We start from the raw sequence: 16,785 nt of genomic DNA, 5'->3' as shown, positions 1-16,785 counted from the left end.
TACATGTTAAATATGTTAAGATTTGATATTCGCAGTAAAATAAATTAGCAACCAGGGGGCGTCTTAATTGGATCAAAAAAAGGTCCAACAATCCGGATATTGAGCTCAAAACAAACGTTTGCGCGGAGTTTGATAAAATTAAATTATGGAATGGTGGTAAATTACCTAACCAATTATTTGAAAATGAAACCTCAACTGCTAAAATTAAATAACGATAGTGCGAATTCATTTAGCGTGCGGCGTGATGTTGTTCCTTCTGTAAACAATCGTTGGCATTATCATTCAGAAATCGAATTAATTTATTTTAAGAACGGGAATGGAACCCAATTTGTTGGCGACAGCATAAAGCGGTTTCAATCGGGCGATGTTGTATTAATTGGTCCATTTTTACCTCATTATTGGAGGTTTGATGATGCGTATTTTAAAGATGAAACAAAGGCCGTTGCCGATGTGCAGGTTGTTCATTTCAACGAAAACTTTTGGGGTAAGGATTTCATCAATTTACCTGAAAATAAATTGATCAAATCGATTATTGATAGTTCAAAAAGGGGAGTGTCGGTAAAAGTAAACAAAACCCAGGATTTAGGAACCGTTTTTGATGCGCTGGTAAGTGAGGACAGATACAATAAAATTATTTTATTGATAGAAGCCTTAATGCTTGTTGGGCAGAGTCAGTATGAACAACTATCGTCAATTGTATTTAATCATAATTTTGAAGATTCGGATAAAGACCGTATAAATGCAATTTATGATTATTCGCTAAGGAATTTTAAAAATCAAATAAAGCTGGAAGAAATTGCAGAAATTGCTAATATCAGCCCCAATTCTTTTTGCCGGTATTTTAAATCCAGGACAAGAAAAACCTACACCCAGTTTATAAACGAAATAAGAATTGGCAATGCCTGTAAACTACTTATCGAAGACAATATAAACGTTAAGCAAATTTGTTACGAATGCGGCTACAATAACTTTGCAAGTTTTCATAAATTCTTCAAATCAATTACAAAAAAGAGCCCTTTAAATTATCAAAAAGAATTTTTAGCCAAGAACAAGCAAACTTAATTGACGTACCAATAGCAGAATATCATTTCTTTTTATCGGCTAATATCATTTTTACATTACTAATATCAGTTGAAAGCTCTTTTTTACCCATGTTTTCGATTTGTGCCGATAGATCATCAAAGCCTTCAACCGTATTATCTTTTATTTCCACTTTCCGGCAGTCAGTCAGACTAAACTGGGGACGTTTGTCGCCCTGCTTCATAAATTCTGTACGGATAATTTTATTGTTTTTGAAGATGAGAAATTCGGTGTTATGTGCGGTCAAAACTGGGAAATCATATATCTTAAAAAGATTGTCTTCGATACGAATATTCCGGTGAACTATGTTTTCAGATCCGTGGGACTCCGGAGCAATGGCGATAACATAATTGCCTGGCGTAGAGTTGTAGCCACAGTTTTCAAAAATATTATTTCGGATAGTTACATCTTTTACTTCTCCCGATTCATACCAACTTGATGCGTCATTAGCGATAAGAATTGCATGCATACCAATTCCAATGAATTCATTATTTTCTATCAAAACTTTTTTCCTGGTTGTAATAAGAAGACCACGGGTATTAACCCTTTCAAACCTGCAATTGCGTATAGTGACAGAAGGTATCCACGTAATATTTTCCAGGCAGTCGTTAACAACCATGTCACGGGGAACGGGGGCAGCAAATTCCACCTCCATCTCTCTTTCTGAGATGAGTTTTGCCGAGGTTAATACACCGGTACTAAAAACCTGGAGTTTTGATGAGTGTACAAATGCAACAGTGTCTCCCGCAAAGAAAGCCTCAAAACCATAGGTCTGTGGGTGCATAAACCGGATCTTAAGCCGGGTGGGTGAAATAATCCCGGTGACTTCAAGATGTGTGCCATGTACATTAATCGGGTCGTCGTGCGTGCCTTTGAACCGGCAATTTTCGATTGTTATCTGACCTTTGCAGCCCGAAAAGTGTATACAATCAGCAAAGGATGCAATCATCCGCCCGGTTTCCGGTCGAGGCATAACAAACACACTGTCGTAATTCAGGTTTTCCGAAAACTGATTAACAATACCAAGCCCGTGCATGTAATGCATCGAAACATTTTTAACAGTAATATTTTTCGAACGATTAATAAAACCGCCAACCTGATCACGAATAGGATCGCGTATGGTAAGTACTTCTCTGGGTTGAAAATTGTATTTTTTGAAATCACCGGTAAAGCGGACCTGACTTGCAGCTATTATAGCTACTGTTGCTTTTTGAAATGGCGCCCACGAACTATAAACCTCTGTTCCTTTGGCAGGATTTACCAATATTGCATGGAAGTTCGTCATACCCCAACCTTCGCCATACCATTGCAAATGTCCATTTACAATGGTGTACCGCGAATCGGGATGAATGTCGGCTACTATAACACTGTCTGAAACCGTTCGGAAAGTCATTTCCGACATAGTTGGCCGCTCAAAATCAATTTTAATGTTTTGTAGATGTATATTTTCGCAGTGGGTCAATGCAAACGTGGTCATCTTGCCATGAAACACAAATAACGACCCATTACCTTCGAGGGTTAGATTTTTCATTTTTTCGAAGAGAAGCCCTACTGTTTTCAATTTCGAAGGACATTCTGTCTCCGACGATGTATTCGAAATGAAGTAATTTCGCTTTTCGGCATGTTCCGGCCAAAAATCATAGCGGCCTTCTGCAAATACCAACTTTATTGCCTCATTCTTTTTACAGGCTTCGATAGCCTTTTTTAATGCAGGCACCGCATCTTCAAAACTTCCCGGTTTTGCGCCGTAGTCAGTTACATTAATTAAATTATTGTGAGGTAGCGTTTCTTCCCCTGTCGCAGTAAAAGATATTCGCTGCCCGCCTTGTTTGGGATTTCCTTTGCTTGCATGTGCAAAACCAGAAAAGGTTAGAGCCGATATAAAAACAAAAATGGTTAACCTTTTCATATTTATAATATTACTACTTGGTTTTTAGATTTTGATGTAAAATATTGAAGCTGTTTTCTGAGAAAAATTCTCCTCCTATCACCGAAGTGATTTTCCACATCAATTGCAAATCATTTTTTATTTGTGCAGCACTTAACTGCAATTTAATTATGCTTTGCCCACTCCTTCAATTCATCTATTGCTATTGCCAAAACACCCGCTGAACCTTTAAAAGCTGCAGAACCGTTCGGCTTACCATCAACGCCGTACCATTCGTAAAAGCCTTTGTCTTTTATTGTTCTGTCGAGCATGGGCTGCAATTCTTTATACGCTTCTTTAATAAAACCATGTTTTGTAAGTTGCTGAATCATTCTTGCGCCAAACCAGGTCCAGTCTCCGCCGTTTTGATATATGTATGGTTTTGACGCTGAGGAATTTTTATAAATACCTTCGGGGTAGACTGGGTAAAGTGTTAAACCAATAGAAGGAGCGCCGGAAAGTTTAACATTACGAACCATGTCCTGATAAGCAAGTTTAATTTCATTTTTTGATAAAATGCCTGCTTCAATAGCAATGGCTGTTCCGCCATGAAAGTAGATTTTGTTCTCATCAAAACTTGCGGGGAACGGTGATTTACCAAGATACAAATGAGGAATAAATTTATGCTTTTTTGCATCCCAAAGATGTTTTCTGATCGAGTTGATAGTGGTGGTTTTTAGCTGGCGCCATTTTTTTTGGTCTGTGTCTGTTTTATAAAAACCGGCCATATTATTGAGCGCTATAACAAACATGGCATTGTCGTATATGTCAATAGCCCAGTGGGTATTTTCATCAATATCAACTACGGCACCACCTTCAATCTGTACGTCTCCCCAATCTTGCGTTGTAGCCCCTGTCAAAAGGTGATATTTATTTGAATAACGGTTCTTTAATAAATAGGTAATGGATGTCTCCATGCGTTGTAAGGCGGTTTTCCCGGCTATCATTTCCTGCAAAATTGATTTGTCGCCGGTTATACGAATGTATTTGGCTATGGCCTGTATCAGCGAAGTTTCCTGGTCTGTTTCAACCGTATTCTTGAAACCTACATGGGATGCGTCATTTGGAGAGGTGTAAATATTAGGGTCGTTCCACGTTACATGGCCTTTTAATACATAGCCGTCCACAATTTCGCCGTTTGTTTGCTGAAGCTTGAGAAAAGTAAGCAAATTTACCCTAATGCTGTCCCGGCTGTAAACTTTACATGAAGTTTCGATGAAAGTATTAAAATCGCGTATCCAAACCTGGGGGTAACCATCGCCTGCATTAAAGCCTTTGCTTAAAAGAGTTGTGGCTTTTGAGTACACAGTATCCAGTTGTTTGTCTGTCTTAATTTGCGTAGCCAATTCATGCCCCGGCTGAGCTAGTCCTTTTATGAAAACGCTGATTATTAAAACCGTAGTTAAAAAGATATTTTTCATGTTTGTTCTTAATATCGAGGAGGCGATATTTTTAAAATCAAAAAAATTTATAACGGTCCGTAAAAATGATAAACGTTTAGTGATTATAATTTCTCGAATTTGTCATAAGACTAAGCAAAATTGGCAATATGGTTGTGGCCTATGTCAATCTTATTCAGTAAAGAAATTAGGGAAAGGTATAATGTAGGACCTTTGGAGTCCCTGGGTTAAATATTTATAAAGAAATGTATTGTAAGCATGCTTTTTTGCTTTCGATTGGTCCTATTTACTTATCTTGAACTTTCAACAGTATACACAAAACTGTCTGCTTTATAATAACCCAGGTTAAACTCTATTGGCCTCTCTCCCTGGTCGAACACAAACCGTTTACGAAACAGTACCGGGCTGCCGACCGCTACTTTCAGTTTAGCTGCAATAAATGTATCAGCCGATTTTGCACTGATCTCTTCTTTTGATAAGGTGGCAATAACAGAGTGTTCGTGTTCCAACATTTCGTACAATGGTTTTTTAAAATCTTCGTCACCGGTTAATCCAACGCGGGGATGAAAGTACGAAGCAAAATACACGAACGGTTCGTTTGGTTTACCTCTCACTCTTTCCATCTTCAATATTTTACGATCGGTCTTTATTTCAAAGAAATTAGCAAGAACCTCATCCGGAAACACCCAAGTCACGTGCAACTCAAAATTCTTGATCAGTATGCCCCTTAGTTTCATTTCCTGCGAAAAGCTTAACCAGTTATTTGATTTGGAGCTTACTGCGGCTTGTGAAACTTTGGTCCCGGTTCTTTTTTTACGTATTAAAAGCCCTTCAAAAACTAATTTATTAATGGCCTGCCTCAACGTGGTACGTGATATCGCCAGTTGCTTTGCCAGCTCAACTTCATTTGGTAAAGTTTTGCCATTTTTATATTCTTCTTCTGCAATAATGTCCCTTAATAGCATTTCAGTTTGTATATGCAGGGGAATAGGACTCTTGTGGTCGATAGAATATTTCATTTATCTAAAAATATTTGCAATAATAAGCATTTTGAAAATTAGTTAATTTGTTTGTACATAAAACATGTGTACAATATTATTATGTATCCCCCCAAAAAAATTCGGATAATCGTTTTTAATTTATATGTTTGTACATTATAACATATATCTTATTGTTTGAAATGATACAAATTTGAATAATGCAAAGCTTTTGCTTATTAAACACCTTGATACGTTACAATAAATTATGAATTCTAACTACCCCAACAAGCAAACATTTTACACTGAATATATGGAATTGCAACTGCGCAAATCTTCACAGTTTTTAATGCCCGTTAAACTAAATCGGAGCGCAACAATTGAAGGTAATTATAATATTTACCCGGCGCAACCAATTGGTGAAAATAAGATTTTTAACGGATACGAGTCGCTTACAAGATGGATCATTGAACAAAAAACTGTCATCATAGACGGGTACACAGGGGTATTTTGGGATCGGGTTAAATTGATACTTCAAAAACAAATAGAAGCTGAAGGCTTAAAGGTAAATTGGATTGAGACTGCAGCTTTTTTGAAACCCGTTTCAGAAATTGAAACCCTGGTGCAGCCCTATCTCGGTGCTGAGGATTCTGTATGGGGAACCAAATGTTTACTTGAAATTAAAGATCTGTATGTATTTGAGGACCTGGCCGCTCAACTACCGGACGATGGATGCGATATTAATATCGTAATTGGCACGGCCGCGTCACTAGTAAATTGGGATTCCCCCATAATTTATATAGATATTCCAAAAAACGAACTGCAATACCGGATGCGGGGCAATTCGGTTACCAATTTGGGTAACGACCAGATACAGGAGCCATTTCTCATGTATAAACGATTTTATTTTGTTGATTGGGTTTTATTAAATCAGCATAAGAAAGCAATACTTGATAAAATAACTGTATTAGCAGACGGACAGTGGCCAACAGATATTAACTGGATGCTGGCTACAGATTTTAAGGATGGGTTAAACAAGATCAGTCAATCCACAATCCGTGTACGGCCCTGGTTTGAGCCGGGAGCCTGGGGTGGCCAATGGATAAAACAACATATTCTGAATGTAAATGAGGACGTGGTTAATTACGCATGGTCGTTCGAATTGATTGTGCCTGAGAATGGGCTGGTTTTTGAAAGTGACGGATACTTACTGGAAGCATCGTTTGATTTTTTGATGTTTTACAATCAAAAAAAGGTGCTTGGCAAGCATGCTGAAAAATTTGGTGATGAGTTCCCGATAAGGTTTGATTTTTTAGATACCTATGATGGCGGCAATTTATCAATCCAATGCCATCCAAAACTAAAGTACATACAGGAAATATTTGGAGAAACCATTACCCAGGATGAAACCTATTATATATTGGATTGCGAAAAGGATGCCCATGTATATTTAGGCTTCCAGGAAAATATCGATCCTGAAATTTTCAGGAATGAATTGGAAAAAAGCCAGGATGAAGGAATAGAAGTAAACATTACAGATTATATACAATCGCATTCCGCAAAAAAACACGACCTGTTTTTAATCCCTAATGGTACCGTTCATAGCGCTGGCGCCGGCAACCTTGTACTTGAGATAAGCGCCACCCCATACATCTTTACCTTTAAAATGTACGATTGGCTCAGGCTTGACCTTGATGGCAATCCAAGGCCAATTAACATTGATCATGCCTTTAATAATTTAAATTTTGAACGCAAAGGAAACCGTGTACAGGAAGAGTTGATTTCGACTCCCAAAGTTTTAGAAACAGGTAAAGACTGGGAACTTATCCATTTACCAACACATGCCGACCATTTTTATGATGTTCATCGCATTGATTTTGATAGTGAAGTAAGGATAGAAACTGATAGCTGCTGCCATGTGATGATGCTGGTTGAAGGTGAATCAATACGGATAGAAACAGCGGATGGGTCAAACCAAATATTCGCTTATGCCGAAACATTTGTAGTTCCGGCAGCGGCAAACAGCTATAAGATTACCAATCTTGGTAAAAGCAAGGCAAAGGTTGTTAAAGCATTTTTAAAATAACCCGATGAATACAGTAACAATAAATACTCCAACAAAAAAGAGCAATACTTACCTGTACCTGGTTTGCCTGGTAGCCGCCCTTGGCGGGTTTTTATTCGGGTTTGACACGGCCGTAATTTCCGGCACGGTTAGCCTGGTAAAACACGATTTTAACCTTAATGCAAATTATGAAGGCTGGTTTGTAAGCTGCGCATTACTTGGCTGTATTATAAGTGTAAGCATTTCTGGTAAATTAAGCGATAAATACGGCCGCAAGATTGTCCTTATCATATCCGCAGTTTTGTTTCTTGCTTCGGCATTGGGCTGTATGTTTTCCGGTTCATTCTCCGTATTGGTAATATTCAGGCTGATAGGCGGTTTGGGGATAGGCGTGGCTTCAATGGTATCACCTTTATACATCTCCGAATTTTCACCTTCGCGTTTTCGCGGAATGATGGTTTCGTTATACCAATTAGCTTTAACTATAGGAATTGTACTTGCTTATTTCTCAAATGCCTACCTGCTTAATCACTCGGGTGGTTCGTTTGGTAGTGATAGTATGATCAGGGTTTTTTCTACCGAAGTATGGCGGGCTATGCTTGGTATTGGTGCTTTGCCTGCTGTGGTATTCCTTGTTTCACTAATGATGGTGCCTGAGTCGCCAAGATGGTTGCTGTTAAAGGGCGAAGAACAAAAAGCAAAGGATATTTTAACCAAGATTGACGGCGTCGATGCTGCAAAAAATGAAATAGAGGCCTTTAAAGCCACGGGAGATGGGGATTCGCAAACGTCACTGAAGGAGTTATTCAAGCCGGTTTACCGCAAAGCCCTTTTGATTGGTTTGCTGCTGCCATTTATGTCGCAGGTATGTGGTATCAATGCGGTTATTTATTACGGGCCAAAAATATTGGAACAGGCGGGTTTTACACTTAATAATGCGTTGGGCGGCCAGGTAACTATAGGGCTGGTTAATGTTGTATTCACTTTTGTAGCCATTTTTACGATCGATAAATGGGGGCGCCGACCATTGTTGTTTACCGGCATTGGCGGAGCCATAATTGCATTGTTCGTTATCGGAGCGCTGTTTGCGTTGGGCATAACTTCCGGTCCGTGGATATTGATCTTTATAATAACATTTATTTCCTGTTTCGCATTCTCATTCGGGCCGGTTTGCTGGGTGGTAGTGGGCGAAATTTTTCCAAATGCCATCAGGGGAAAGGCTATGGCTCTTGCCACACTTTCGTTATGGGTAGGTAATTTCCTGGTTGGTCAATTAACCCCGCTAATGCTGGAGGGACTTGGATCCTCGTGGACATTTTGGCTGTTTGGGCTGTGTTGTTCACCAGCGTTGTGGGTAACCTGGAAATTGATACCCGAAACCAAAGGTAAATCGTTGGAAATGATCGAAACTTTCTGGAAGACAGCGTATATCGATAAGGAAATAAATAAGCTCTAGCTTCAGCTGGCGCGCATGTTATTACAGATTCATCTCCGCCCATTTTTGGGCGAACTGCGTAGTATTCATTTTAGCGGTAAGGGATTTACGCTCGATGTGGGGCGCTAATGTGTTAAGGTAATTTCAGAACATTGAACAATTAGAAATGAAAAAGTTAACTATTGCCATACCAATCAGTTTAGTCCTTTTGCTTATTAGCTTTGGTTGTTTAGCACAAAATGCAACATTCAAAATAATTAAGAATATTCGGGCAGGCGAAATAACTTCGTTGGCGTCGGATACTTTCGGTCCCGACCAAAGCGTCAACCATTTAACCGACGGTTCAGGTATTCACAACAACCTGCATGATAGTAACGATGGTGCATTCACAATGTGGCATACAGCGGAGAATCCTGTTGCCAGCATCCCCGCAAAAGGATTGCCTTCGTATAAGGCCTGGGTGAGATTTGATTTTTCAACCCCGAAATCTTTTAACAAAATATTGGTATGGAACCATAATCAGCAGAATTTGACTAATCGGGGGTTTCGCTCAATAAAAGTCTATGGATCAACTAACGAAATTGATTGGATCGAGTTAACTGCGTTGGAATTACCGGATGCTAAAGACATGAAAGGAAAAGCATCGGAAATAGTTATTAATGAAAAAAATGCATTGAAATCCGTAATTATTGCTGCGGCATCTAACTGGGGTGGCAATGTTTATGGCCTGAGCGAAGTGAAATTTATATCAGAGCTTGAAGTTGCTGAGTCGGCATTGCCATTTCCTAATGATATTGATTGCACATCAACAAGCGTGTACCGCTATTGTAAAGATGGCAAGCCGGGAAGGGAAGTCATGCTCGTTTTTAAGGGGGATAATTTATATCAACCTTCGGAAATTGAGGTTACGGCAGATGACCGCACGGTAACCACCTCTGTCCCATTTAGAAAAGAGGGGTTAGAAACGGCAGCGATCACGCTTCCGTCCGGTGTAGGTATCGAGAAGGAAATACAAATATTTGTTTCGTTAAAAGCGGGGAGCAAAATCATAAGAAAATCATTTGTATTGCCGAAGCAAAGACAATGGACAGTGTATATTTATCCGCATGCACATGTGGATATAGGGTATACAAACACCCAGGCAAATGTCGAAATTATTCATAAGCGCAACCTGGTTAATGGGATGAAGTTGGCAAAGGAAACGGCAAATTATCCGGAGGGGGCACGTTATGTTTGGAATCCTGAAGTGATGTGGCCTGTTGAGCGTTATTTGAAAAATGCTACACCAACTGAGCGGGAACAATTATTGGAGGCAATTAGAAAAGGATATATACATCTTGATGCAGGGTATATAAATGATAATACAAGTGTGACGGCCGATGAAGAATTTCCCAGGTTTTTTGGAGATGCAAAGCGCTTGGAAAAATTAACAGGTGTCCCTGTTAGTACAATTGATCAGACAGATGTTCCCGGTATGTCATGGGGAATTGTTCCCATGGCTGCTCAATTTGGAATAAAATACGTTTTCGCCCCTTTCAACGGATCGGACCGAACAGGCCTTGCTGACAAATTCAGCTTCAAACCATTCTGGTGGATTGGACAGGATGGCGTTTCAAAGGTATTATTTCTTCAACCCGGGGATTATACTCCCGGCGCAAGAGAAAAAGGATTTAAATACTGGCCTTTAATGGCGGGACAAAAAGATCCGAATAAACTACTGCAAATCGTAAAAACAGATCATCCCCGTGAAAATTTCATCGATGGTTATTTATGGGAAAAACTTAAGGAGTTGGAGGTCAATAGCAGTTATCCTTACGATTTATTTCCAATGACATGGGCAATGGCAGATAATACACCAATAGATGCCGACTTACCCGAGGCTGTTAAAAGCTGGAACGAAGAATATGCATTTCCACACCTCGTTATTGCAAGTTCAACAGATATTATGTCGGCATTTGAGAAGAAATATGGAGATATAATTCCCTCATTCAGGGGTGATTTTACAGAGTATTGGACAGATGGACTGGGCTCGGCTGCTAAAGAGACATCTATGAACCGGAAGTCGAAAGAGCGCTTAATTCAAACAGACGTTCTTTGGTCAATGTTGCGTCCACGGGAAAAAGCGCCGCGTTCAGAAATGAATGAAGCATGGCGCAACGTGCTCATGGGGTCAGAACATACCTGGTGCTATATGAATCCTTACCAGGCCGATATGCAGAATGAAATATGGGGAGTGAAGCAAAATTTCTTTAAAACCGCCGAAAAGAGCAGTATTCAGCTTCTTGCCAATGCGCTTAGCACCGTATCAACGGATAAGTCAAATATTATTTGTGTTTTTAATACTTTGTCGTGGGTACGCAATGGTTTGATAACACTATCACGCGACCAAAGTGAAGCAGTTTCGTCGGTACGGGATGAAAATAATGAACTGGTTAAGTCACAAAGGTTGAGCACTGGTGAATTGGTATTTTTGGCAGCTGATGTTCCTGCGCTAGGAACGAAAAACTACACCCTGAGCACTGAAAGCGGGGAAAAATCCAATATGAAAATGGCTAAAGGGAATATCCTGGATAATGGCCTGGTCAAAGTTTTGATTGATCCTGTTACCGGTGATATTACCAGTTTAAAGGATAAAGCGGGCTTTGAATTTGTGAATCCCGGTGATGCCTCTAACATCAACAGTTTCAGGTACGTGCTTGGGAGCGGGAAGCCGGCTTCGGGTGGGCCACAATATGCGGCAAATGCAACTACATCAATCAGTACGCTGTCACAAAAGCCGGTAAAGGCAACGTGGCCGACAGAAGTACAAACTATAATTAAAGAGAATGGGCCACTTCTTGCCTCCATTGAGGTGAATTCAAAAGCTGATGGTTGCAATAAGCTAACACGGGAAGTTCGCATTATAGCCGGGATGCCGGAAGTTGAAATTAATAATCTGGTAGACAAAATAGCAATAAAGGAAAAGGAAGGGGTTCATTTTGGTTTTTCATTTAACATCCCAAACGGACGTACGCGCATTGATGTTCCCTGGAGCGTGGTAGAAATAGATGCCGATCAACTTCCTGCTGCAAACCGGAACTGGATTTGTTTCCAACGCTGGCTTGACATTTCAAATGAAGGCAAGGGGATAACCTGGTGCTCATTGGATGCGCCTACTTTCGAAAGTGGTAATATGACTGCTAATATTATTGGAGGAGCTCTTCATTCACCTGAATGGATCCAGCATTTGCCATTAAGTTCAACCATATATTCATGGGCGCTTAACAATCATTGGCACACCAATTTTCCGCTGTCGCAGGAAGGTAAATTGAATTTTCGTTACAGGATATTACCTCACCAATATGCCTACGATGCAGTTAAGGCTAATCGTTTTGGGCTTGAGGAGTCACAACCGCTGATTGCTACTCCGGTTAAGAAAAAAATAATCCTAAACACCTGGATGAAAATCGATAATGTGAACGTTTTTATTTCGATCATTAAAACATCTGAAGATGGAAAGTCGATGATTATTCGCCTGCGATCATTATCGGATAAACCGGAAATGGTAAATCTGTCATTCCCTTCTTTTAAGCCAAAATCTATAAGAACATGCATTGCGGACGAAACGCCGGGTGAAGAAGCGGGGACTTCGATTAACATGTTGCCACATGGAATTACGTCGCTAATAATAGAGTAGAAGCAGATTTAAGATATTATCCCTTTTTAACTTTTTTGGGTGGGTTAGGATTGAAAAAGCCCTATTGTAGCCAATATAATGGATACTGCCAGCATCTGGTTTAGTTTTAATAGATTTTTCATTTTGTCGCTTGTTTTATTTTTGGATGATTTAACCACGCAAAACGGTCGGTTTTTTTGGAAATAATGCTTAAGTCCGGAATAGGATATTGATTATATGTTATTTATGAGGATTGTTTTTTCCTCCCGCGAGGGTCTATGAGGAGAGTGAACGATTTGGACTGTGCGGAGTGTAAGGGATTCGTGCCGGATCTGATTTTTTCGTATATTATCGAAAACAGGGGTTGACATATTTTGCCGCCTAATTCTTGTTAAATTATTGATAGTCAATTATATAATGTGAAAATGTGCAAAAATTGTGTCAACCCTGTAAACCCCCTGTTGGTTCAGGTTTTTGTTATGACCGGACTGATTTTTAGATGCTGTATCGACACTGGGACTGCCTTTTCTGTCCTCGCAGGGTCTCCGAAGAGATCCTGCGATTTAGATTTGCGGAGAGGGAGGGATTCGAACCCTCGATACCCTTTTGAAGTATACACACTTTCCAGGCGTGCTCTTTCGACCACTCAGACACCTCTCCGGATTTGGATTGCAAAGGTAAAATAATATTGCTTTTATTATTAAATAAAAAAGCGTCCGGGGCAAAACCCCCGGACGCGTCATGAAAACTTAACCTATACAAAAACTATAATCACTATTTTTAAAGTCTTGAGTCCTGAGCCGGAAGTCTAAAGTCAAATAAATGACTCAAGACTACCTAATACAGACTTAGGATTAATTACCTTACTCGGTCGTTATGTTTGTGCGATATGCACTACTGTAATCTTTCTTAACTAATGTTGTTATATTGATAGAGTGGTTTTATGGTAAAAGGTTTAGTCAGGGTGTGGATTTCATGGTTGATGGTTAATAGCCGAAAGCAGGCAACGGAGGTGTCGGTTAATGGCTGTTTGAAAATCTTAATTTTTTGTTTGATTGTTGTTAACGTGCGCTTAATTGTAGCAGTAACTTTGGATAAATGGATTTTTCGCATATTTAGAATTTAAATAACCCATGGACAAAAAAACAATTAGCGTAATAGTAGTTATTGGCGCGGGCTCAATCGGCCAGGCAATTGCACGGCGTGTAAGTGCTGGAAAACACATCCTGCTTGCCGACCTCCGCCAGGAAAACAGCGATGCAGCCGCAAAAACCCTTAGCGAAGCCGGGTTCGAGGTAAGCACTGCTATTGTTGATGTATCGTCCCGACAGTCAGTGCTGGCATTGATTAAAAACGCAACCGAAATTGGCGGCATTACCGGTCTTATCCACGCTGCGGGCGTTTCGCCTTCACAGGCATCGCCGTCAACAATACTTAAGGTTGATTTATATGGCACAGCGCTTATACTTGAAGAATTCGGTAAAGTGATAAAAAGCGGTGGTTCGGGTGTGGTAATTGCTTCGCAGTCGGGACACCGCTTGCCAGCGCTAACGCCGGAGCAGGATAAGGCCCTTGCAACCACGCCTGTAGAACAGCTACTGTCTCTTCATTTCGTTCAGCCCGATCAGATTAAAGACTCGCTGCACGCCTATCAGTTATCAAAAAGGGGGAACTCCCTGCGGGTGATGGCCGAAGCTGTAAAATGGGGTAAACGGGACGCTCGCATCAACACCATTAGTCCTGGGATAATTATTACCCCACTCGCAAAGGACGAACTGTCCGGTCCAAGGGGTGATGGATACCGACGTATGATAGATATTTCTGCCGTAGGCCGCGCTGGCACCCCCGACGAGGTAGGGACAGTTGGGGCTTTATTAATGGGCCAGGATGGAGCATTTATTACGGGCAGCGATTTTTTGATGGACGGTGGTGTTACCGCTGCCTATTGGTACGGCGAACTGGCGCCGAAAGCTGAGTAGTTCATGGTTGATAGTTCATAGTTCATAGCCAGAAATGCAGTTGCAGTAGCAGGGGTTAGTAGCAGCAGGGCCAAATTGCTAATTGCAGCTACCAAGAACCATGAACTATCAACCATGAACTACGAACTTTTTCCTTATGTTTGTGCCGGAAAAAAGCGTGTAACTGAATGTTGAGCATCAACGAAATTAAAAAACCTATTGCGGCTGAAATTGATGTTTTTGAAGGCAAGTTTAAGGCCTCGATGCAAAGCTCGGTACCGCTGCTCGACCGCATTACACATTACATTGTAAAACGCAAAGGCAAGCAGATAAGGCCGATGTTCGTTTTTTTTTCCGCCAGTATTTGTGGGGGTATTAATGAGTCGACCCACCGGGGCGCCGCGCTTGTTGAACTGCTGCACACAGCTACATTGATTCATGATGATGTGGTTGATAACTCTTATCAGCGCCGCAGTTTTTTCTCTATCAATGCTTTGTGGAAAAATAAAATTGCCGTTTTGGTGGGCGATTTCCTGCTTTCCAAAGGCTTGTTGTTGTCCATGAAGCACGATGACTACCGCTTTTTAAAAATAGTATCGACTGCCATGGAGCAGATGATTGAGGGCGAACTGTTACAGGTTGAGAAAGTGCGCCGGATGGATATTGAAGAAAAGGTTTATTACGAGGTGATACGCCAGAAAACGGCCAGCCTGATAGCCAGCTGCTGCGAATGTGGTGCGGCATCTGCAGGGGCTAACGACGAGACTATAGAGAAGATGCGCCTGTTTGGCGAGAAAATCGGCATCGCCTTCCAGATAAAGGATGATATGTTCGATTTCGGCACCGACGATGTTGGCAAGCCGCTCGGCATCGATATAAAAGAAAAAAAAGTTACCCTGCCGCTTATATACTCGCTCAACAACAGCAAGAGCGATGTTAAAAAGCAAATGATAAATCTGGTTAAAAACCATAACGACGACCCGGAAAAAATTGCCCGTATCATCAGTTTTGTAAAAGAAACCGGCGGCCTGCAGTACGCAGAAACGCAAATGAAAAAATACCAGGACGAGGCGTTTGCTATATTGAATACATTCCCTGACGGTGAATCGCGCCGGAGCCTTGAGCAACTGGTACGTTTTACTACCGAACGCAATAAATAATGAGCAGCGAACTGATTTTTATATCGGCGTTTATTGTATTCATTTTAATAATGCTATCGCTCGACCTTGGCCTTTTTGCCAAAACCGACAAGGCGGTAAGCTTGAAACAGGCAGGTATCATGAGTGCTGTTTGGGTAACGTTGGCGCTGATATTCTATGGGTTGATTTTGCAATTCGGCCACCTGTTGCACCATGTTGACAGCTTTACCGCGTTGCAGCAGATAAATGAGAAAAACTTTCATCACCTTAAATTAATTCCCGGCGACCTGGCCGGTGGCCTTGAATTGTACCGCAAAAATCTGGGTTTGGAGTTTATTACCGGTTATGTGGTTGAGTATGCGCTATCGGTTGATAATATTTTTGTGATGGTGCTGGTGTTTACCGCTTTTGGCGTTAGCCCGAGGCATTATCACAAGGTGCTTTTTTGGGGGATATTGGGTGCAGTAATGATGCGATTTGCATTTATTTTCCTCGGTTCCACATTGATAAGTCATTTCCATTGGGTGTTGTATCTATTTGGTGCATTTTTGGTTTACACCGGTGTAACCATGTTTATTAACCGCAACCAGGAAGATGAAATTGATCCCGAGAACCACAAAGTGGTGAAATTTGCATCCAAATACTTTGCCGTTCACCCGCAGTTTGAAGGGAGTAAGTTCTTCGTGAAAATCGACCGTAAAAACCTAATAACACCGTTGTTTTTGGTGCTTATTATCATTGAGATTACCGATTTGGTTTTTGCGGTGGATTCCATCCCTGCGATATTTTCTATAACCAAGGATCCTTATATTGTTTTCTTTTCTAACATATTTGCCATCCTGGGCCTGCGCTCAATGTTCTTCCTGCTGGTTAACATTATCGATAAGTTCCATTACCTTAAGGTTGGCTTATCCATATTGCTCGCTTTTATCGGCCTTAAAATGCTTGCTGCGGAATATGTAGACGCGATAGGCTTAACCACCGGCCGCTCATTGCTGATTATCCTGGCTATTTTGGTGATTAGTGTGGCTGCTTCACTTATATTTCCAAAGAAAGAGGGATTAAAGGCTTAGCCAGAAGCTAAAAGATATGAGATTTGGGTTACAAAACTTTCTTTTAGACTTTACTGACTTTTCTACCTTTCGGACT

The 16,785-nt window shown here is 40.8% G+C and carries 10 protein-coding genes and 1 tRNA gene; 7 read left to right on the top strand and 4 right to left on the bottom strand.

Translation table 11 applies throughout. The features are described from left to right. Positions 1 to 183 precede the first annotated feature (183 nt). On the top strand, positions 184 to 1,062 hold the full coding sequence (locus NAF19_RS06510) for an AraC family transcriptional regulator (RefSeq protein ID WP_252789011.1): 879 nt from the start codon (positions 184 to 186) through the stop codon (positions 1,060 to 1,062). A 22-nt stretch (positions 1,063 to 1,084) separates the two neighbouring features. On the opposite strand, the gene NAF19_RS06505 is transcribed toward NAF19_RS06510, so the two are convergent. The 3 genes from NAF19_RS06505 to NAF19_RS06495 all read right to left on the bottom strand — a co-directional run bounded on the left by NAF19_RS06505 (position 1,085) and on the right by NAF19_RS06495 (position 5,426). Further along, positions 1,085 to 2,989 (bottom strand): right-handed parallel beta-helix repeat-containing protein, encoded by a 1,905-nt coding sequence (locus tag NAF19_RS06505; protein WP_252789010.1) that lies wholly within the window; start codon positions 2,987 to 2,989, stop codon positions 1,085 to 1,087. Positions 2,990 to 3,132: 143 nt separating this feature from the next. Continuing rightward, positions 3,133 to 4,428 carry an amylo-alpha-1,6-glucosidase gene (locus NAF19_RS06500; RefSeq protein ID WP_252789009.1) on the bottom strand — a complete coding sequence of 432 codons (1,296 nt, stop codon included), beginning with the start codon at positions 4,426 to 4,428 and terminating at the stop codon, positions 3,133 to 3,135. Between the two features lie 269 nt (positions 4,429 to 4,697). After that, positions 4,698 to 5,426 carry a GntR family transcriptional regulator gene (locus tag NAF19_RS06495; protein ID WP_252789008.1) on the bottom strand — a complete coding sequence of 243 codons (729 nt, stop codon included), beginning with the start codon at positions 5,424 to 5,426 and terminating at the stop codon, positions 4,698 to 4,700. 226 nt (positions 5,427 to 5,652) lie between these two features. On the opposite strand from NAF19_RS06495, the gene NAF19_RS06490 reads away from it, so the two are divergent. The 3 genes from NAF19_RS06490 (at position 5,653) to NAF19_RS06480 (ending at position 12,560) form a co-directional block, all read left to right on the top strand. After that, positions 5,653 to 7,470 carry a class I mannose-6-phosphate isomerase gene (locus NAF19_RS06490; RefSeq protein ID WP_252789007.1) on the top strand — a complete coding sequence of 606 codons (1,818 nt, stop codon included), beginning with the start codon at positions 5,653 to 5,655 and terminating at the stop codon, positions 7,468 to 7,470. A gap of 4 nt (positions 7,471 to 7,474) precedes the next feature. Continuing rightward, complete coding sequence (locus NAF19_RS06485) at positions 7,475 to 8,905, top strand: sugar porter family MFS transporter (RefSeq protein ID WP_252789006.1); 1,431 nt, start codon at positions 7,475 to 7,477, stop codon at positions 8,903 to 8,905. A 145-nt stretch (positions 8,906 to 9,050) separates the two neighbouring features. Next, positions 9,051 to 12,560 (top strand): glycoside hydrolase family 38 N-terminal domain-containing protein, encoded by a 3,510-nt coding sequence (locus NAF19_RS06480; protein WP_252789005.1) that lies wholly within the window; start codon positions 9,051 to 9,053, stop codon positions 12,558 to 12,560. Positions 12,561 to 13,111: 551 nt separating this feature from the next. On the opposite strand, the gene NAF19_RS06475 is transcribed toward NAF19_RS06480, so the two are convergent. Next, a tRNA-Ser gene (locus tag NAF19_RS06475) sits at positions 13,112 to 13,199 on the bottom strand. A gap of 473 nt (positions 13,200 to 13,672) precedes the next feature. On the opposite strand from NAF19_RS06475, the gene NAF19_RS06470 reads away from it, so the two are divergent. The 3 genes from NAF19_RS06470 (at position 13,673) to NAF19_RS06460 (ending at position 16,709) form a co-directional block, all read left to right on the top strand. Then, positions 13,673 to 14,518 carry an SDR family oxidoreductase gene (locus tag NAF19_RS06470; RefSeq protein WP_252789004.1) on the top strand — a complete coding sequence of 282 codons (846 nt, stop codon included), beginning with the start codon at positions 13,673 to 13,675 and terminating at the stop codon, positions 14,516 to 14,518. 167 nt (positions 14,519 to 14,685) lie between these two features. Beyond that, positions 14,686 to 15,657: a polyprenyl synthetase family protein gene (locus NAF19_RS06465; protein WP_252789003.1), complete on the top strand. Its 972-nt coding sequence runs from the start codon at positions 14,686 to 14,688 to the stop codon at positions 15,655 to 15,657. Beyond that, the gene (locus NAF19_RS06460; RefSeq protein WP_252789002.1) at positions 15,657 to 16,709 is read left to right on the top strand and encodes a TerC/Alx family metal homeostasis membrane protein; all 1,053 of its coding nucleotides are present in this window, start codon (positions 15,657 to 15,659) and stop codon (positions 16,707 to 16,709) included. Before NAF19_RS06465 ends, NAF19_RS06460 begins: the two co-directional genes overlap by 1 nt. Positions 16,710 to 16,785: the final 76 nt, after the last annotated feature.

It is taken from the genome of Mucilaginibacter flavidus (genome assembly GCF_024055575.1).
In the GTDB taxonomy this organism is placed as follows: Bacteria; Bacteroidota; Bacteroidia; order Sphingobacteriales; family Sphingobacteriaceae; genus Mucilaginibacter; species Mucilaginibacter flavidus.
The sequence above is the reverse complement of the archived record's forward strand: the minus strand, read 5'-3'. Positions and strand labels throughout refer to the sequence as shown.